The 19,802-nt window shown below is 42.1% G+C and carries 20 protein-coding genes and 1 other annotated feature; of the genes, 1 reads left to right on the plus strand and 19 read right to left on the minus strand.

Going from position 1 to position 19,802, the window contains the following annotated elements:
- Positions 1 to 422 precede the first annotated feature (422 nt).
- The gene (locus tag IQ211_RS12520; protein ID WP_189760076.1) at positions 423 to 803 is read left to right on the plus strand and encodes a helix-turn-helix domain-containing protein; all 381 of its coding nucleotides are present in this window, start codon (positions 423 to 425) and stop codon (positions 801 to 803) included.
- 42 nt (positions 804 to 845) lie between these two features.
- Here IQ211_RS12520 and IQ211_RS12525 read toward each other — a convergent pair whose 3' ends face one another.
- The 19 genes from IQ211_RS12525 to IQ211_RS12615 form a co-directional block, all read right to left on the minus strand.
- A complete protein-coding gene (locus tag IQ211_RS12525; RefSeq protein ID WP_189760080.1) occupies positions 846 to 1,331 on the minus strand; it encodes a C40 family peptidase in 486 nt (161 codons plus the stop codon).
- 57 nt (positions 1,332 to 1,388) lie between these two features.
- Positions 1,389 to 1,775, minus strand: coding sequence for a 4-amino-4-deoxy-L-arabinose-phosphoundecaprenol flippase subunit ArnF (gene arnF / locus IQ211_RS12530; RefSeq protein ID WP_189760075.1), 387 nt, complete (start codon positions 1,773 to 1,775; stop codon positions 1,389 to 1,391).
- Positions 1,772 to 2,122 (minus strand): 4-amino-4-deoxy-L-arabinose-phosphoundecaprenol flippase subunit ArnE, encoded by a 351-nt coding sequence (arnE, locus tag IQ211_RS12535; protein ID WP_189760074.1) that lies wholly within the window; start codon positions 2,120 to 2,122, stop codon positions 1,772 to 1,774. Before arnE ends, arnF begins: the two co-directional genes overlap by 4 nt.
- Complete coding sequence (gene arnT / locus IQ211_RS12540) at positions 2,119 to 3,780, minus strand: lipid IV(A) 4-amino-4-deoxy-L-arabinosyltransferase (RefSeq protein ID WP_189760073.1); 1,662 nt, start codon at positions 3,778 to 3,780, stop codon at positions 2,119 to 2,121. Before arnT ends, arnE begins: the two co-directional genes overlap by 4 nt.
- A gap of 5 nt (positions 3,781 to 3,785) precedes the next feature.
- Positions 3,786 to 4,679 (minus strand): 4-deoxy-4-formamido-L-arabinose-phosphoundecaprenol deformylase, encoded by an 894-nt coding sequence (gene arnD, locus IQ211_RS12545; protein WP_189760072.1) that lies wholly within the window; start codon positions 4,677 to 4,679, stop codon positions 3,786 to 3,788.
- 42 nt (positions 4,680 to 4,721) lie between these two features.
- Positions 4,722 to 6,707 carry a bifunctional UDP-4-amino-4-deoxy-L-arabinose formyltransferase/UDP-glucuronic acid oxidase ArnA gene (arnA, locus tag IQ211_RS12550; protein WP_189760071.1) on the minus strand — a complete coding sequence of 662 codons (1,986 nt, stop codon included), beginning with the start codon at positions 6,705 to 6,707 and terminating at the stop codon, positions 4,722 to 4,724.
- Positions 6,707 to 7,684 carry an undecaprenyl-phosphate 4-deoxy-4-formamido-L-arabinose transferase gene (gene arnC / locus IQ211_RS12555; protein ID WP_189760070.1) on the minus strand — a complete coding sequence of 326 codons (978 nt, stop codon included), beginning with the start codon at positions 7,682 to 7,684 and terminating at the stop codon, positions 6,707 to 6,709. The genes arnA and arnC overlap by 1 nt, the downstream gene beginning before the upstream one ends.
- Positions 7,685 to 8,830, minus strand: a complete 1,146-nt coding sequence (arnB, locus tag IQ211_RS12560) for a UDP-4-amino-4-deoxy-L-arabinose aminotransferase (RefSeq protein WP_189760069.1) — start codon at positions 8,828 to 8,830, stop codon at positions 7,685 to 7,687.
- A gap of 156 nt (positions 8,831 to 8,986) precedes the next feature.
- A complete protein-coding gene (gene btuD / locus IQ211_RS12565; RefSeq protein WP_189760068.1) occupies positions 8,987 to 9,754 on the minus strand; it encodes a vitamin B12 ABC transporter ATP-binding protein BtuD in 768 nt (255 codons plus the stop codon).
- Between the two features lie 51 nt (positions 9,755 to 9,805).
- Positions 9,806 to 10,801: a vitamin B12 ABC transporter permease BtuC gene (gene btuC / locus IQ211_RS12570; protein WP_189760079.1), complete on the minus strand. Its 996-nt coding sequence runs from the start codon at positions 10,799 to 10,801 to the stop codon at positions 9,806 to 9,808.
- A gap of 90 nt (positions 10,802 to 10,891) precedes the next feature.
- Complete coding sequence (ihfA, locus tag IQ211_RS12575) at positions 10,892 to 11,188, minus strand: integration host factor subunit alpha (RefSeq protein WP_038233943.1); 297 nt, start codon at positions 11,186 to 11,188, stop codon at positions 10,892 to 10,894.
- A gap of 4 nt (positions 11,189 to 11,192) precedes the next feature.
- A complete protein-coding gene (pheT, locus tag IQ211_RS12580; RefSeq protein ID WP_189760067.1) occupies positions 11,193 to 13,580 on the minus strand; it encodes a phenylalanine--tRNA ligase subunit beta in 2,388 nt (795 codons plus the stop codon).
- Between the two features lie 14 nt (positions 13,581 to 13,594).
- Positions 13,595 to 14,578: a phenylalanine--tRNA ligase subunit alpha gene (gene pheS / locus IQ211_RS12585; RefSeq protein ID WP_189760066.1), complete on the minus strand. Its 984-nt coding sequence runs from the start codon at positions 14,576 to 14,578 to the stop codon at positions 13,595 to 13,597.
- A gap of 82 nt (positions 14,579 to 14,660) precedes the next feature.
- Positions 14,661 to 14,785: a sequence feature (Phe leader region), on the minus strand.
- Positions 14,735 to 14,782: a pheST operon leader peptide PheM gene (pheM, locus tag IQ211_RS20160; RefSeq protein WP_189760078.1), complete on the minus strand. Its 48-nt coding sequence runs from the start codon at positions 14,780 to 14,782 to the stop codon at positions 14,735 to 14,737. (Overlaps the previous feature by 48 nt.)
- Before the next feature lie 102 nt (positions 14,786 to 14,887).
- Positions 14,888 to 15,244 carry a 50S ribosomal protein L20 gene (gene rplT, locus IQ211_RS12595; protein ID WP_010847342.1) on the minus strand — a complete coding sequence of 119 codons (357 nt, stop codon included), beginning with the start codon at positions 15,242 to 15,244 and terminating at the stop codon, positions 14,888 to 14,890.
- A 42-nt stretch (positions 15,245 to 15,286) separates the two neighbouring features.
- Complete coding sequence (gene rpmI / locus IQ211_RS12600) at positions 15,287 to 15,484, minus strand: 50S ribosomal protein L35 (protein WP_006118955.1); 198 nt, start codon at positions 15,482 to 15,484, stop codon at positions 15,287 to 15,289.
- A 93-nt stretch (positions 15,485 to 15,577) separates the two neighbouring features.
- Positions 15,578 to 16,117 carry a translation initiation factor IF-3 gene (gene infC, locus IQ211_RS12605; protein ID WP_189760077.1) on the minus strand — a complete coding sequence of 180 codons (540 nt, stop codon included), beginning with the start codon at positions 16,115 to 16,117 and terminating at the stop codon, positions 15,578 to 15,580.
- A 3-nt stretch (positions 16,118 to 16,120) separates the two neighbouring features.
- Positions 16,121 to 18,049 carry a threonine--tRNA ligase gene (gene thrS, locus IQ211_RS12610; protein ID WP_189760065.1) on the minus strand — a complete coding sequence of 643 codons (1,929 nt, stop codon included), beginning with the start codon at positions 18,047 to 18,049 and terminating at the stop codon, positions 16,121 to 16,123.
- Between the two features lie 508 nt (positions 18,050 to 18,557).
- A partial coding sequence (locus IQ211_RS12615) for a hypothetical protein (protein WP_193836368.1) occupies positions 18,558 to 19,802 on the minus strand: 1,245 nt, incomplete at its 5' end.

The following is a 19,802-nucleotide window of genomic DNA, read 5'->3' on the forward strand; positions in this document are numbered from 1 at the left end:
CTTCGTCACTTTTTTCATGTCACTTTGCCAGAAAAAGCAAAAGAATTGACGACTCGACTGACTGATAATTTCCAGATTTTAAAACCATCATCTTGAAGTGAGATTGGTATAATACCACTTACATTCAAATCTGATGAACATCTGGTGCGCTGGTTTATTTTATATACCAATCCAACTTCAAGTTGCCGCTTGCAAATCAATGTGATTGTTTATATCTCCCCGCGTAGCGGGAGATATAAGACGCATCTTGAAAGGCGATTGGTATAAGAGAAAAAATAAACCATAGGTAACAGTTACTAACCTGAAACCGCACATTTTGCGTATACGATAAAAAAGAAATTCTTAAAATGGCTCACATAATAACGTAACTTATTATTTATCAGCATATTTTTAGTAAAACCCCACCCATGTGGAAGGTAAACATGTTAGAAAATGTTATCAACGATATTGTAAGATGGTTAGAAAGCCAACTTCAACAAACTGAAGGTATTAAAATAGATGCGATAGCCCATAAAAGTGGTTATTCAAAATGGCATTTACAACGGATTTTTAAGGAGTTGAAAGGCTGTACGTTAGGTCAATATGTGCGCCGCCGTCGCCTCCATGAAGCAGCCAGATCTTTGCGTGAAGGCAATTTGCCCATTCTTGACATTGCTCTTCAATATGGTTTTAGCTCTCAAGCTACATTTACCCGAATATTTAAAAGACATTTTAATACTACGCCCGCTAAATTCCGTGAAAATGGATATCTGCCTGAATTAAAGACATTTTTATATTGTGAAGAATATAAGTACTGTGAATAATAAAATAAATACGGGATCATACGGATCTGAAAATAACAGACATTAAATCCTGCGAGCTTGCCAAAAAACACGACGCCAATACACATTATCAAGAGAAGAACGTATTACCCCTTTACTTGTGGATGCATGAATGAATTCATGGTTAGTATCGTAAATACCCACATGCAACCCACTCTTTCCACTGCCGGTTTTAAAAAAAACCAGATCACCTGGCATCAGGTCATCTTTGTTTATCCATGTACCTATTCGGGTTTGTTCACTTGTTGTGCGAGGAAGCTGAATATTAAAGCGATCAGAAAAAGTTCGGTACACAAAGCCGGAACAATCAATACCATGCCTATCTATGCCACCATAGCGATACGGCGTATTTTGCCATTGTTCAAGTTGATCTTTTAACTGAGCAATGACCATTATCGGATCAGAGAGAGCTGCCTTCAGCGGAGACGAATTAGGCTTGGAAACAGGATTGGTGCAACCAATAAGAAAAAAACTCAATAACAAGCACAAATGCCTTATCCTTATTACCATCTGCTTTCCCTCAATCATCAATTTTCCTCAATTACCCATGGAAACAACAAACTTTATCTATTTTGTTTCCGGTCTGCTGATTAACCAAACACCCAACAAGATGAAAAAAACGCCCAACGTTTTTAACAGTGAGACAGTTTCACTAAACCAAGGTAATAAAGCCACCATTAAATAAACAAAAGCATAACTCAAGCTAATAATAGGGTACGCTTTATTCAATGGCAGATATTTCAATGTGAAAAACCAACATAACATAGATAATATATAGCCCGCCAATCCTGCCATAATCATCAGCAAAGGATTGTGATTTGCCCAAAGCCAGTTGATATCCAGCCAGTGCATTGATAACGAAAGTTCCGGTAAATGAGCCACTCCCCACTTCAATAACAATTGCGCTACAGTGATAAGCAGGACACTCGCCATCCCCCAAAGATAACCTTTCATTGACTTAAACTCATCAATAAGATCCCGAACATAATGGCAAAAACCCCCATCCAGTGCTTTAATCCCACCTTTTCTTGATACAAAAATTGCCCAATCAAAGTCACTATGACAAAATTTATACTAAGCATAGGGTAAGCGATGCTCAGTGGAAAAAATTGCAATAATCGCAACCAAAATATCATTCCTATACCCAACAGAAGAATAGCACTGGACAGCCATATCACCATCGATACCACTTTATGCGGGTTATTTTTTTTCTGCCAACAAATAACCGCTTGCTTCTGGCACAATTGCCCCGCACAAGTAAGCAGACTAACCAAAATCAATAATATTATGTTACTGCTCATGGCTGTTTCTTATAAATCACAAGCACAAATCTATGATTACGGCGCACAAAATCCGGCTCTGGTAATTCAGACAACTCACCTTCTGAGGGTAATAGAAAAACAACCGCAACTTGACCTTTTTTACGCGCTTTCGCTAGCCACGCAGGAAATTCTTGCTCCGTGATATATCGATATTGGCTATCAAGATAAGCAAGGCCATATTCTAATTCCCCCTGACGATCAAACAAGTAAATATCACTGCGTTTCAATTCCCATGCAATCGCTGCCCCCACGCCAACAGATTGAGACAAGATATATTTACTGCCAGCCAACTCTTTTTCGTTTTGCTGAATGAAGTGCTGGGGAAGTTTGGAATTTATCGTCTTATCAGGCAAAGCACTACCTATCGATAAGTTGAGCATAATTGAACAAGCGGCGGCCCATAACCAATATTGACCATCGCGAATAAAACAAAGATAACCAATGCCTCCCCAAACGCCAAAGGCAATGATTCCCATAATCCATTTTAGCCACTCGTCGGGTTGATAAAGTGGGGGATCTTTTAAGGTTTCCAGAATAAAAAGGACCAAAATGGCAAGCAATCCGATGAAAATATTCACCAACCCATTTATTTTCAACACGTTCATGCTGCCATTTTTGACGCAATCGACAGCATATTTTGCCATCATCAAAGCTAAAGGGCCGATAAAGGGTAAAATGTAAGTTGGCAATTTTCCTTTTGCGATACTAAAAAACACAAATGGAACAACAAACCAGCAAAACAAAAAAAACATTTCTGGGTGACTTTTTTTCTCCTTCCAGCTTTTGATTAAAGCACCCGGTAGTAACCCTAGCCACGGGATCACGCCTAAGATCAATACGGGTAAGTAATACCAAATAGGTGCAATATGCTGAGCTTTATCAGAAGCAAAACGCTGTATGTGCTCTACCCAAAAGAAATAATGCCAGTAATCCGGCTCACGCACGGCAATCGCAATCACCCACGGTAGGCTGATCAAAACAGCAAATATCACGGCAAGAGGACCGAAACGAACCATTTCCCAAAAACGCTTTTGATATATTGTAATGGGTAGCATGGCAATCACGGGGAGCGCTAATGCCAGAAAGCCTTTTGTCATAAAAGCCATCCCACAGGTCAGCCCCAGAACAGACCATGCCAAAATCCGTTCTCGGATCGCCACCGCCTTAAGCGCCCAATAACAGCTCACGATCCCCGCTGTAATCCATAAAGAAAACATAGGATCAAGCACACTGTAGGAGCCAATGGAAAAAACAATAAACATGGAAATGTAAATCAGGCTGGAAACAAAAGCAGTCTGGCGACATTGCCACATCATCATTGCTAAACGATAAAGAAGAAACGCGCTGATTAGGATACTAAGCACGGAACCAAAACGGACCGCAAAATTATTATCACCAAAAATCCACTGGCTAACGTTGTTGATCCAATATCCTGCTACTGGTTTTTCAAAATAGCGAATATCCAGAAAATACGGTACGATCCAATCTCCGCGTTGCAGCATTTCCCGACTAATTTCTGCATACCGAGTTTCATCCGGCTGCCATAATAAACGACTATCCAGCGGCAATAAGTAAGTAAGAATAAAAAAAAGAGCCATCAGAACGGCTCCTGCTTTACTCGTTCGGGTGTTCAACATCTGTGTTATACCTCTTGTTGGCAACCTAACCAGCCTTCACGACCAAGAAAATCCGAACGAACAATTTTCCCAATAGGGAGCGTATCCCTATTTTCTGGTAATAAATGGCTTAATTTACAGAACTGAATATCTTGTTGATGAAGCATGTTCAGCAATGTCTCAAATTGTGCAGATTTTGACATTCCTTCCACTTCGGTATGGATCGTATAAACAGGAACCCCATGATCATTTTTAATCGCTGCAAGGATAAAATGATTAAAATCTGCATCGCTGACGTGTGTTCCAACAACTTCATCATAAGTAGGTAATGTGACAGGAATTTGTACAGTTCCCACTTGTCCATCGGGCAAGAGTGGCCTGAATGGATGTGTTCCGCGGCAATCACTGTTGTAATCAAAACCAAAATGTTGTTTAACGGCCAGCACACGTTCATCAGCTCGCCAACCCGCAACGGCTGAGCATGTAACAGCTTTTCCTGTTGCTTTTTGCAAAGCATCAACACCCAATTTCACTTGCTCTGTTAATTCCTTCTCCGACCAACGACCTACTTTTGCCTGCCAACCTTGATGATCCCATGCATGTAAACCAACTTCATGACCTGCTTCTATTGTTTGCTTCATCAAATGCCCTAAATCTTTTGCGATTTTTTTTCCCGGCCAAGCTGTACCAGCCAATAAAATATCCAGGCCATAAAGAGACACCGCATTTGATCTCAGCATCTTCCAGAGAAACTTTGGACGTAGCAGGCGCCATAAATGGCGCCCCATATTGTCCGGGCCAACACTGAAGAAAAAACTGGCTTGAATATGGTGCTTTTGTAAAACTTCAAGCAACCGTGGCACACCTTCCTTAGTGCCTCGATAAGTGTCCACATCAATTCGCAAACCAACTTTTTTCATTACGCTATTTCCGCTCTCGTCCTCAGTTTTCCAACTGACTTTTTAGTTTTTCCCTTTGGATTCTTCAACGGCCCCACGCAGAAAGAAATCCAATGTTTCATCAATGGTTTGCTTCATATCAATAGTGGGTTTCCAATCGAGCAAACGGGCTGCGTTTTTAATGCTGGGTTTGCGGTGTGCAACATCCTGATAGCCTTGTCCATAATAACTGCTGCTTTCGATCTTCTTGAATCCAGCAAATGGGGGAAAGTGTCCCCGCAACTCATGTTGCTCAAAGCTATCTAATAACATTTCGGCTAACTGACGAATGCTCGCTTCATTTGTTGGATTACCGATATTGATTATCTGACTATCGCATCGCCCATCCCTGTTTTCGATGATCCTGTACAGTGCTTCAATACCATCATGAATATCCGTGAAACAGCGTTTTTGCTCTCCCCCATCCACCAGTTTAATTGGCGAGCCTTCCACCAGGTTCAAAATCAATTGGGTAATAGCCCTTGAACTACCAATACGTGCTGAATGTAGGTTATCCAGCCTTGGCCCCATCCAGTTAAATGGACGGAATAAAGTAAATTTCAGACCTTCTTGTGTACCATATGCCCAAATGACTCGATCAAGTAATTGTTTTGAAACTGAATAGATCCAACGCTGTTTATTAATAGGTCCAACAATCAAACGCGAAGTATCTTCATCAAATTCTTTATCATCACACATACCGTAAACTTCGGATGTGGATGGGAAAATAATCCGTTTATTGTATTTAACACAATAACGAACAATTTTAAGGTTCTCTTCAAAATCCAGTTCAAAGACTCGCAAAGGATTACGGGTATATTCAATTGGCGTCGCAATTGCCACTAATGGCAGGATGACATCACATTTTTTGATGTGATATTCAATCCATTCAGTATGAATGCTGATATCTCCTTCAATAAAATGAAAGCGTGGATCACCAATAAATCGTTCAATCGCAGAAGAACCAATATCCATCCCATAAATGTCATAATTGCCATCACTCAACAATCGTTCAGTCAGATGGTTACCAATGAATCCATTGACGCCTAAAATGAGAACGCGTTTACGACGACTGATTTGGGTTGTTGCTTTAGGGCCAACATGAACCCCTGCGACAATACCCATCTCAAGAGCTAATCGATTACCTTGAACATAAAGCCCTGACTCCCCTTGGCCACTAATAATTTCCAGCGCACCATCACCACAAGCAATCACAAAGGGAGCCGTCGAGATTACGGTTCCTGGGCGTTTTCCGTGGGATTGAGTCAGTGGCCGTGAACGCCAAATCGTCATCTTACGTTCACCGAGAAAAGTAAATGCTCCTGGGTAGGGTTCTGTCACCGCCCTGACTAAGTTATTAATCTCTTTGGCAGACTTATTCCATACTATCTCACCATCTTCAGCGGTACGGCGGCCAAAATAAGTGGCCTGGCTTTCATCTTGTGGAATTGATGGATAATGGCCTGATTCTATTTGAGGCAGAATGCGATCCAATAATTCAACTGTCGCTTCACGTATTTTTTCATGTATTCTCAGCGAAGTATCATTTTCACCAATCTGTACAACCTGTTGTGCGATAATATCTCCCGCATCCGGCTTCTCCAGCATTTTATGTAATGTTACACCGGTTTCAGCCTCGCCATGGAGTACAGCCCAGTTAACCGGAGCACGGCCACGATATTTCGGCAACAAGGAGCCATGAAGGTTAAACGCGCCTTTTTCAGCCAGTGACAGAATTTCCTGGCTAAGCATGTTGCGATAGTAAAAAGAGAAAATAACATCTGGTTTCATCTCACGAATGCGTTCAACCCAAAGCGGGTGATTCACATTTTCTGGTGCAAACACAGGTAACCCCAAATCAGCACCGATACGTGCAACAGAAGAGAAAAAGTGATTTTCATTTGGATCATCTGTGTGAGTGAATACAGCCTGAACATCAAAACCCAATTTGACTAATGCATTAAGTCCGACACAACCAATATCGTGATAGGCAAAAATAATTGCTTTCATTAGCTTTCTTCCTGATTATCGTTAGTCTTCTTAATTCCGACCACTTTTTGAATAAAATAGCGCGGACGAGCACGTACATCGTTATATATTCGACCAATGTATTCACCCAACAGTCCCATGGCGACGAACTGTGCTCCAATGAACATGAAAAGAATAGCAAACAAGGTAAACACCCCTTCAGCAGCCCACATTGAACCAAATATAAGGCGCAGAACAATCAATAACACCGCCAACAAAAAACCTGTTATGGCAATGACACTTCCCGCGACGCTTAGTAACCGCAATGGTGCAGTAGTTAAGCACGTCAGAAGGTCATACATCAGGTTTATCAGTTTCATAAAACTGTACTTGGAGTCCCCAAACTCACGCTCTGCATGGGCCACGTCAATTTCTATTGTTCTGCGTGCAAAGGTGTTGGCAAGGATAGGAATAAATGTACTGCGCTCATGGCATTGAAGCATCGCACAGACAATATGACGTCGATAGGCGCGCAGCATGCAACCATAATCCCCCATCGAACGCCCCGTCGCCTTGGTTATCATCGCATTGATTATTTTAGAAGCGGCTTTACGGAACCAAGAGTCCTGCCGATGAATACGACGTGTTCCCACAACGTCATATCCCTCTTCCGCTGTTTTAACTAAACGGGGAATTTCTTCCGGTGGGTTTTGCAAATCAGCATCAAGTGTAATAACCAGATCACCGTCAGCTTGATGGAAACCAGCCATGATAGCTGAATGTTGTCCATAATTACGGTTAAGCAAAATCGCAATCACATGATTTTCTGGAGATTCTGCCGCCTGAGTTAAGATCTCGGCAGAACTATCATGGCTGCCATCATCGACCAAGATTAATTCGTATTTCTGTTCTAGTTTTTGGCACGCTGCGAGAGTTCTTTCCAATAATTGGGGTAAACTTTCTTCTTCGTTGTAAACAGGAATAACGACTGAAACTTTTTTGATCTTCTCAAATGTCACTTACTTATGCTCCGAAAGAATTTCAGTTATTACATTCACGACACGATCTACATCGTCATTGCTCATATCGGGAAAAAGAGGTAATGAACACAGTGTTGACGAATTCCACTCAGATACAGGCAGGGAGAGTTGTGGATAACGCTCACGATAATATTTTTGTGTATGCGCAGCTCTGAAGTGCAAACCCGTGCCAATATTCCTATCCTTTAGGCGGACCATAAAAGTATCGCGGTCAATACCACAGATATTTTTATCAACTCTTACCATAAAAAGATGATGGGAATGCAAATGCGCATATTCGGGAACTTTCAGCATTTGCAACGGCGAATCAATAAGAGCGGCAGAATAACGAGCCACCAATTCCCGACGGCGTTCATTCATTGATGCCAGTTTGCCTAGTTGCACAACTGCCATCGCCGCATGAATATCTGATAGGTTGTATTTAAAACCCGGTTCAATCACTTCCGCTTGAGGTTTCCTGCCCTGAATTTGTCTATCAAAAGCATCAACAGCTAAGCCATGAAATTTTAAACAGCGGATCCGTTGGGCAAGCTCATCATCATCTGTAACGAACATGCCACCTTCGGCACAGGTCATGTTTTTTATCGCATGAAAAGAAAAAATGGCGCTACCCCGCTCACCAATCCATTCATTTTTATAACGAGTGCCGACAGCATGAGCTGCATCTTCAATCAGAGGAATTTTCGCTTCTTGGGCTACAGCGCGGAGAGCATCAAGATCACAAGGAGCTCCTGCATAATGGACGGGAATAATTGCTTTGGTTTTGGAGGTAATCGCTTTTTTGACTGTTTCTGCGCTGACCATTAATGTATCACGGTCAACATCCACCATGACAGGTTCAGCGCCCAGCAAGCAAATCATATTGATCGTGGAAACCCAGGTTTGGGAAGGCGTAATGACTTCATCACCTGGGCCTATGCCGAGAGCCAACAAAGCCAAATGCATCCCCGCAGTCGCGGAATATAGAGCAATTGCATGTTTGCAGCCAAACATATGAGAAAAATCTTGCTCTAACTGATGGTTTTGTGGGCCTGTAGTAATCCAACCTGAGTGTAAAACTTTCTCTATCGCTTCTATCTCTTCGCTGCCAATTGCAGGACGAGAAAATGGCAAAAAATTATCCATAATCGCCTTGTGCCTTGTCTATCCCAAATTGTTTTATAATTAATCGATTCTAGATGATGATTTTTTAACGAAACATCAACGAAAAACAAATTGTGGTCAACCGAACACCAAAAACAGATAACAAGCGATGATTATGGTGGATTTCGCTTACAGGAATTACACGTGGCTGACCCTCCATAATTTATAGCTGGCATTTCTAATATGTCCAATATTTACCTCAAAAACTTCTGACAAATTTCGTTCTGTCATTACATTCTGTGGCATACCTGATGCTAACAATTTGCCATGCGAGAGCAGCCATACTTCTGTTGCTTGTTCATATGTGTGGTTAAGATCATGGCTACTCAATAATACCGTTCCTCCCAACACACAAAATCTTTTTATTAACTTATCTAAAATGGCTTGTTGGGTGATATCAAGATTATTTGTTGGCTCATCAAGTAAGAGTAAACTCCCAGCAGGGTTTAGCTCCGGCCATATCTGAAAAAACGTGCCCGCCAATCTGACACGTTGCCACTCTCCGCCGGAGAGTTGACCAATTGACGAAGTCAGCAATGGCAGGAGTTTCATTTGCTGGCACAGTTCATACAACACTTGTTCACTGTGAGCCAATGGCGCACATTCAGGGCGGAACATATCTAAATACTGAAAAACCGGCATGATAGGAACAGAAGAAGCCTGGGAGAACCAGGCACGGTGCTTTGCCAATTCGTGCTGGCGGTAATCCTGCAAGTTTCGGCCATGCAAACAAATAGTGCCGCTATAGGATAACACGCCTGCAATTGCTGCAAGCAGAGTGCTTTTCCCTGAACCATTGAGCCCCACCAGATGAGTTTGTTTCCCTGCCGCAACAGCCCCAGACAATGAACTCAATCTGTTGTTAACAGTAACATTATCCAGTTGCAAAATCGGCTGACCAATCATGTTATTACCCTCATTTCCTTATCTTGCATTAACAGGCAAGTGCGATATTTCTTAATAGTGACGTGTTCTTAATAACAACCATATAAAAATGGGGGAGCCTAAAGTTACGGTGACAACGCCTATTGGCACTTCTGCATGGGATAATGACAGACGGGAAACTAAATCTGCCAACAGTAAACCACCACTTCCAGCCAATGCACTGGCTGGAAGTAGCGCCTTATGATCAGTCAAACCCGTTAACCTCAAGATATGGGGAATAACCAAACCGATAAAACTGATAGCTCCCGCAAGAGCAACACTCAAACCAACTAATAACCCGATTATCGATACAAAAACATTACGCCATTTATGGTGAGACACACCCAGTTGCCGAGCCTGTAATTCCCCAAGAGAGAGGTAATTCAGAATGTTACCCTTACTGCTTAACCATAAGACAGCGGGAAACAATGCAACCATCAACCATTTTTGGCGCCAATCAACGCCACTGAAACTTCCCATCATCCAATACATCAATTGCCGGAGATCTAAACTGGTACTGAAATAAACCATCCATGTCATCAAGGCGCCAAAGATCACTCCGAAAGCAACGCCAATCAATAACAGGCGGGTATTGGTCACTTGATGTTTTCTGGAAAATCCCAGCAAAATAGCGGTCATAAAAAATGCCCCGAATACCGCACCAACACTTAATAACCACAATGGCGCAATACCATGAAAAATAAGGATTAAACATACCACTACAACACCAGCACCATTACTGATCCCAAGCAATCCCGGCTCCGCCAATGGGTTTTCGAACAAGGCCTGCATAATGGCTCCTGACAGGGCTAAGCTCGCACCAACCACTATCACGGCAATCACTCGGGGCAATCTCAACTGCCAAACAAACAACTGAGCAGGCTCTGATAACCATTGATCAGGCCAAAACCAGATTTCACCGGCACATAATGACAAGATAAACAGAATAACGAATAAAACAGACAAAACCACCATCACTCGATGGTTACGTTTTCTCTGATAGGTGATCAACTCGTAAACAGAGCGCATGTGTGAGGCCATTTAGAAAATAAATGCTCCTTTCATTGAAGGCAATGAAAAGAAAAGAAAAAGACCGCAAAATGCGGCCTTTTTATGTATTTATTCTTTGGGTAACGCTTTTTCCACTCTGTTTTTCAATTTTTGACCAGGGCGAAAAGTGACAACACGGCGAGCCGTAATCGGAATATCTTCACCTGTTTTTGGATTACGGCCTGGACGTTGATTTTTGTCTCGCAAATCAAAGTTGCCAAATCCAGATAATTTCACTTGCTCCCCATTCTCCAAAGAACGACGAACTTCTTCAAAGAACATTTCTACCAGATCTTTAGCGTCACGCTTGCTAATACCCAGTTTCTCAAACAGATTTTCTGACATTTCAGCTTTAGTAAGCGCCATAAGTTCAGTCCCTCAAGGATGCTTGGAATCGCTGTTCTAGTGCAGCAACGCATTTGTTGACGGTCGCAGCAATTTCTTCTTCTTCCAGTGTACGCATGGTATCCTGCAAGATTAAGCTAATAGCAAGGCTCTTGTAGCCTTCCGCGACACCTTTACCACAATACACGTCAAATAAGTTTATGCCAACTATATGATTTACGCCAACTTTCTTACATTCAGCCAGAACATCTTCTGCGGCTACATTTTCAGGCACAACAATGGCGATATCGCGGCGGTTAGATGGGAAGCGAGAAACTTCCTTCATCTCAGGGATTACGCGGTCTACCAGACCAGTCCATAATAACTCGAATACCACGGTACGGCCGTTTAAGTCAAGTTTACGCTCCAGTTCTGGATGAACAACACCGATATAACCAATGTAATTATTTTCCAGATAAATCCCAGCGCTTTGTCCAGGATGTAAAGCAGGATGTTCTTCTGCCTTAAAGGAAATGTTAGATAGTTTACCTGTCAGTTCTAAAACAGATTCTAAATCACCCTTCAAATCAAAGAAATCAACCGCTTGTTTTTCAATCGACCAGTGCTCTTCGAAACGGTTTCCTGCAATAACGCCACCGAGCATTAATTCCTGACGGATCCCATGCTCCGCATTTTCATCCGGTACAAAACGCAATCCTGTTTCGAATAAACGGACACGGTTTTGCTGACGGTTCTGGTTATAGGCAACAGTAGTCAATAATCCTGTCAACAAGGACAAACGCATTGCAGACATATCCGCCGAAATTGGATTAGGCAAAATTAACGCTTCTTCCTGCGGGTGAAGATATTTCTGAATCTTAGGATCTACGAAGCTATAAGTAATCGCTTCTTGATAACCTCTGTCCACCAACATTGTTTTAACCCGTTTCAATGGCAAATCAGCTTCACGATGTGAAGTCATAATCAGATCTGCGCGCACTGGAACGTCAGGAATGTTGTTATAACCGTAAATACGAGCGACCTCTTCAACGAGATCTTCCTCAATTTGCATATCAAAACGCCAGCTAGGTGCAACAGCCTGCCAACTTCCATCCTGGACCGTGACCTGGCAACCTAAACGCGTCAGGATATCTGTGACTTGTTCATCAGCAACATGATGACCAATCAAGCGATCCAATTTATTGCGATTAAGCGTAATCGTCGCTGGTTTTGGTAAGTGAGATTCGCTAGTAACATCAACGATTTCACCGGCTTCGCCACCACAAATGTCGATCAACAATTGAGTGGCATATTCCATCGCTTTATGCTGAAGCTGAGAATCAACACCACGTTCAAAACGGTGAGAAGCATCGGTGTGCAAACCATAACGACGAGCACGGCCAGTAATTGCCAGTGGTGCAAAGAACGCACATTCTAGCATAATATGCTGCGTTTCTGCATTAACACCAGAATATTCCCCGCCAAAAATCCCCGCCATAGCAACCGGTTGTTTTTCATCAGAAATAATGAGTGTTTCAGCAGAAAGTTCGGTTTCACTACCATCTAGCAGAGTAAGTTTTTCACCTTGCTCAGCAAAACGCACAATAATTGAACCATTCAAACGTTCCAAATCGAACGCGTGCAATGGTTGGCCCAATTCGAGCAAAACATAGTTGGTAATATCAACAACCGGATCAATGGAACGAACACCACCACGACGCAGTTTTTCGCGCATCCACAATGGAGTGATTGCTTTGACGTTCACATTCTTGATCACACGTCCCAAATAGCGCGGACAGGCTTCAGGAGCCTCAACACGAATAGGGAATGTGGCATCTGTAGTTGGTTTAACCGCTTCGATTCTTGGCTCTGCCATGGACAATTTATTGATAACTGCAACATCACGAGCAACCCCCATGATACTCAGGCAGTCAGCACGGTTTGGTGTAATGCTGATTTCAATCGCATTATCGTCCAACTTCATGTAATCACGCAGATCAACACCAATCGGAGCATCTGCTGGCAGTTCAATAATGCCATCATGATCGTCTGCAATACCTAATTCAGCAAATGAACACAACATGCCTTCTGACGGCTCGCCACGCAATTTCGCTGGCTTAATTTTGAAATCACCTGGCAGCACGGCACCAACTGTAGCAACAGCGACACGAAGCCCTTGTCGGCAATTAGGTGCACCACAGACAATATCTAACAGGCGTTCGCCGCCAACATTAACTTTTGTGACACGCAACTTATCTGCATTTGGATGTTGTCCACACTCAACAACTTCACCAACAAATACACCGTGGAATTGACCTGCCACTTTTTCAACACCATCAACTTCCAAACCCGCCATGGTGATTTGATCAGACAATGCTTCACTATTAATGGCTGGGTTTGCCCACTCGCGTAACCAGAGTTCACTGAATTTCATGAGATATACCCGCCTTATTTAAATTGTTTGAGGAAACGTAAATCATTTTCGAAGAATGCACGCAAGTCTGTAACACCATAACGCAGCATGGTCAGACGCTCCATTCCCATGCCAAAGGCAAAACCAGAATAGATTTCAGGATCAATACCAACATTGCGTAATACGTTAGGATGCACCATACCGCAACCCAAAACTTCTAACCATTTCCCATTTTTGCCCATCACATCAACTTCTGCGGAAGGTTCTGTAAATGGAAAATAAGAAGGACGGAAACGTATCTGCATATCTTCTTCAAAGAAGTTATTCAAAAAGTCATGCAGTGTGCCTTTCAGGTTGGTAAAGCTGATATTTTTATCAACGATCAGCCCTTCTACCTGATGGAACATTGGAGTATGAGTCTGATCATAATCGTTACGGTATACACGACCAGGTGCAATGATGCGGATTGGCGGCTGACGCTCTTTCATGGTGCGGATCTGTACCCCAGAAGTCTGGGTACGCAACAAACGCGTCGCATCAAACCAGAAAGTATCGTGATCAGCACGCGCAGGATGGTGTGCAGGAATGTTCAGAGCATCAAAATTATGATAGTCATCTTCGATTTCCGGGCCTGATTCAACAGAAAAGCCCAACTCGCCAAAGAAAGTTTCAATACGTTCAATCGTGCGGGTAACAGGGTGCAAGCCACCATTTTCCATACGACGACCAGGCAACGAAACATCAATTTTTTCTGCTGCCAAACGCGCATTCAGAATATCAGCTTCCAGCTTTGCCTTACGCGCATTCAAAGCTTCTTGAACTTCTTGTTTCGCCTGATTAATAACAGCCCCTGCCGCTGGACGTTCTTCGGCTGGTAAGTCACGCAGCGATGACATCTGGAGGGTTAAATGGCCTTTTTTTCCCAGGTATTCAACTCGCACCAAATCCAACGCGGCAACATCCTGGGCTTCTTCCACGGCTGTTTTTGCCTTTGCAACCAGCTCAGTAAGATGTGACATCGTTTTCCTCTTCCTTCGGCCTGATGGCCCTTTAGTTGTTATCGACTATGTCCTCAATGTTATCGACTAATGAGGCCATAAAAATAAAAAAGCCTCCACACTGGAGGCTCAAGCGCTATTTTTCGTTTCTTTTCTTACGCGCGAAGCCCCCTGATTTCAGGTGCTAAAGTAAAAAAAGAAACGAAAAAAGGCTGACTTTATCATTTACGTTCTTTCTCCTGTGTCCTTCTTGCATTTACTGATCGCAGATAGTATCTAATCTTTTAGAAAAAAGTAAAAGAGGGAGCAAGCTCCCTCTTTTAACCTGACTTATGCCAGAGCGCCCTTCGCTTTTTCAACCAAAGCAGCGAATGCTACTTTGTCGAATACAGCGATGTCAGCCAGAATCTTACGGTCGATTTCAATCGAAGCCTTTTTCAGGCCGTTGATGAAACGGCTGTAAGACATGCCGTTCTGACGTGCAGCAGCGTTGATACGTGCAATCCACAGTTGACGGAATTGACGTTTACGCTGACGGCGGTCACGGTAAGCGTACTGACCAGCTTTGATAACAGCCTGGAAAGCAACACGGTAAACGCGCGAACGAGCACCGTAGTAACCTTTCGCTTGTTTCAGAATTTTTTTGTGACGTGCACGGGCAATAACACCACGTTTTACGCGAGCCATATACTTCTCCTATCGTCTCTGAGTTCTAATCTAAAAAATTGCTTATGCGTATGGCAGACAAGCAACAACCAGGCCCAGATCACCTTTGGAGACCATGCCTTTTGGACGTAAATGACGTTTACGTTTAGTTGATTTTTTAGTCAGAATGTGACGAAGGTTAGCGTGCTTACGCTTGAAACCGCCGCTTGCGGTTTTTTTGAAGCGTTTAGCTGCGCCGCGTACTGTTTTAATCTTTGGCATTTTAATTTCCACTTCGCATTGTTAATTACAACGAACTAGTCAGGCGAATAGACTCCAGCCAGATTAACTGGAGCCCATTACTTGTTTGCCTGACTATTTCTTCTTAGGAGCGAGCACCATGATCATCTGGCGGCCTTCAACCTTCGTTGGGAAGGATTCGACCACAGCCAGTTCACTCAGATCGTCACGGATGCGGTTAAGCATTTCGAGACCAATCTGTTGGTGCGCCATTTCACGCCCACGGAAACGCAGGGTGATTTTGGCTTTATCGCCATCTTCCAGAAAACGAATCAGGTTGCGTAGTTTGACCTGATAGTCGCCTTCATCTGTACCAGGACGGAATTTAATTTCCTTAACCTGAATAACCTTTTGTTTCTTTTTCTGTTCTTTGACTGATTTACTCTTTTCATAGAGGAACTTGCCGTAATCCATAATACGACAAACCGGCGGTTCGGCATTTGGACTGATTTCAACTAAATCAACACCAGCTTCCTCAGCTTTTTCGAGAGCTTCTCTCAGACTGACAATACCAATCTGTTCGCCATCTAATCCAGTTAAACGAACTTCAGAGGCGCGAATCTCTTCATTAATGCGATTTGGACGCGCCGGTTGAATTCTTTTTCCGCCTTTAATACCTTATTCCTCCAATTGGTGAAGATTGCGACTGCGTATTTCTGTCAGCAGTTTTTCTGTAAACTCACTGACCTCAATGCTACCTAAATCTTTGCCGCGGCGAGTACGAACGGATACTTTTCCTGATTCGACTTCTTTGTCACCACATACAAGCATATAAGGCACACGACGCAGAGTGTGTTCACGGATTTTAAAACCAATCTTCTCGTTTCTCAAGTCTGCTTTTGCACGAATGCCTGCATCTTGAAGTTTTTTAACCAATTCCTGTACATAATCTGACTGGCCATCAGTAATATTCATAACGACGACCTGCTGAGGTGCCAACCATGTTGGGAAAAACCCAGCATACTCTTCTGTCAGGATACCGATGAACCGTTCCAGCGATCCCAGAACTGCACGGTGAATCATGACAGGAACCTTACGTTCGTTATTTTCCCCTACATATGACGCGCTCAAGCGTGCTGGCAGTGAAAAATCGAGTTGCACAGTACCACATTGCCACGCACGATCCAAACAATCATATAGAGTAAATTCAATTTTAGGGCCATAAAATGCCCCTTCACCCGGCTGGTACTCAAATTCAATACCATTTCGGGTTAATGCTTGAGCAAGATCCGCTTCTGCTTCATCCCACTGTTTTTCCGTACCAATACGTTTTTCCGGACGTGTTGATAATTTAACAACAATCTTCTCAAAGCCAAATGTGCCGTACACATCATAAATCATATTGATACAGCTACTGACTTCCTGAAGGATCTGATCTTCAGTACAGAAAATATGTGCATCATCTTGAGTAAAACCACGTACACGCATCAAACCATGTAAAGCGCCAGATGGTTCGTTACGATGACAGCTACCAAATTCAGCCATACGCAACGGCAAGTCACGGTAAGATTTCAATCCTTGGTTGAAAATCTGAACATGGCCTGGGCAGTTCATCGGTTTTACGCAATATTCGCGGTTTTCCGATGAAGTTGTGAACATATTTTCTTTATAGTTTTCCCAGTGCCCGGTTTTTTCCCACAGAATACGGTCCATCATGAATGGGCCTTTTACTTCCTGATATTGGTACTCTTTGAGTTTTGTGCGGACGAAAGTTTCTAATTCACGGAAAATTGTCCAGCCGTCATTATGCCAAAACGCCATGCCTGGTGCTTCTTCTTGCATATGATACAGGTCAAGCTGCTTACCAATTTTACGGTGATCGCGTTTTGCGGCTTCTTCCAGACGCTGTAAATAGGCATTAAGCTGTTTCTTATCCGCCCATGCAGTACCATAAATACGCTGCAACATTTTGTTGTCACTATTGCCGCGCCAGTATGCCCCTGCAACTTTTTGCAATTTAAAGTGATGACAGAAACGCATGTTAGGAACATGCGGCCCACGGCACATATCAACGTATTCTTCATGGTGATACAGACCTGGGCTATCATCACGACTAATGTTTTCGTCCAGAATCTGGATCTTATACTCTTCACCGCGAGCTGCAAATGTGTCACGCGCTTCTTGCCAGCCAACCCTTTTCTTGATGACATCGTAGTCTTTTTTCGCAAGTTCCAGCATGCGTTTCTCAAGCAGCTCGATATCTTCCTGTGTCAAAGAGCGATCTAAATCGACGTCATAGTAGAAACCATTGTCAATAACAGGACCGATAGCCATTTTCGTATCGGGCCACAACTGCTTGATTGCATGGCCCAACAAATGTGCACATGAATGACGGATAATTTCCAAACCTTCTTCATTCTTACTGGTGATAATGGCAAGATTGGAATCGGTCTCGATTAATTCGCAAGCATCAACCAATTCTCCATTAACACGGCCAGCAATACACGCTTTTGCCAAACCAGCACCGATATCACGAGCCACATCCATTACGGAAACAGCATGCTCAAATTGACGTTGACTACCGTCAGGAAGAGTAATTACAGGCATTTAAAATCCTTATGTACAGTGGTGACCCACACGAAAGATCACTTGTATTAAACAAAATTTATTATTAATCAATACGTTAGGAACAAATCCTTGCTTCACTCCGCAAGATGTGTACAGATTTAAGGTCACATTTTCGAAATGTATCCTGTACATTTGCCCTAACTCGCCCAACATACTAGCACACAGAGTAGGTGTTAAAATAGCTCTGTGGAAATATACGCATTAAACTTCAAGTTGCAATTGACAACACGATATGAAACCTGATTTTTTCCGCGTTTCGCGGGGAGAAAACACACGCATTTTGAAGTTAGATTGGTATATATGCCTTAAATTGCAATAATTAATAAAAGGCTGTATCTATATAAATAGGTTTTCATAATACTGAGAGTATTAGATGTTGGCGTTCTTTACCCCACGCGGGGTAAAGAATACTCCTATCATTTTGAAACGCTATTTATTATGCTAAATGTTTTTAATATAGAAACAGCCTAAATTACAATTGCAAATATTAAGCAGTTGTTATGATTTCATTTTCCCAATAATTACTATGTATCTTTTCATGAGTCACTGGATCAATGATATAATATTCAAAGCAAATCTTTCCGGCCCCACCAGTCACATATCCTTTCACATCATTAAGTTCTGGTGAATCAATTTTAACAATGACCGTCGATAATTTCCCTCCTGGTTTATCTGGAATATGAGGAGCAACAACTGGAAATATCTTATTAAAATTCTGATTCGCTGATTCAACATACATTCTTAAATATATTTCTTTTCCCCAAAGAGGATAAGAGAGATCATTTTCATCATTAGTACACAAAAATTTCACATATAACTGACACCCACTTACAGCATAATTAGATACATCTCTTTGAATGATATCCTCATTATTTGGCTTTTCTTCATCATCTGAATGTTCAAGTTTAGGATCTTGCTTTATATCAGCAAAACTTGAGAAAATCATCGGCATATTATATATTCTTTTGACATTCTCATTAGGCCTGGTGAGCTCACCACCTATATATGTAACACCTCTAACATCTGAATACATGCTATTACCAAAACTTGGTGCTATTATATAATAAAGCATTGAATCTTTCCCATATGGGAAAATATCTCTTCGCATCAAAAATGTATAATTATAATCTTCTGAATCCATATCCCCCAAAACATCGGAAATCTTTTTGACAGGAAATATTAATCCTTCTGAATCAAAAGAACCATCTTTCTTTTTTTTGTTGAAAAATAAAATATTATCGGTCCTGGATGCATTAGGATAAGAATCAATCTCTGCTTCAAATAATTGACGTCCATCGCCTTCTAATGAATCTCCTTCTAGTTCAGGAACATCTGGCGGATTAAGTGAGTTATCACGATTAGGCGGGACAACAGAAATCATATATATGTTACCAGAATGATATTCAGCAACTCCTTCGACTTGACTAATTAAATCTATAATAACAGGTGTATCCATAACAGGATAAACACGGAAATTGACTTTCCCATCTTTATCACTATTAATAATTAATTGAGTTTTCCCCTCATATTTCGTTGGTTTGATAATTTGGTATTTTTGACCTACTCCATCAGGCTCGGAAGTAATTATGATTTTTCTTTCTATATCCTCATTAATTTCAGAATAAATATTGATGGGAGTATTTTTAAGTAATTGACCATTAGTATCAAATAATATCGTATCATAACTTATATAATGTTCCTCATTATCATCTATATCGTTGTTATTTGGTGT

This window comes from Xenorhabdus griffiniae, from assembly GCF_015163655.1.
Taxonomy (GTDB): Bacteria; Pseudomonadota; Gammaproteobacteria; order Enterobacterales; family Enterobacteriaceae; genus Xenorhabdus; species Xenorhabdus griffiniae.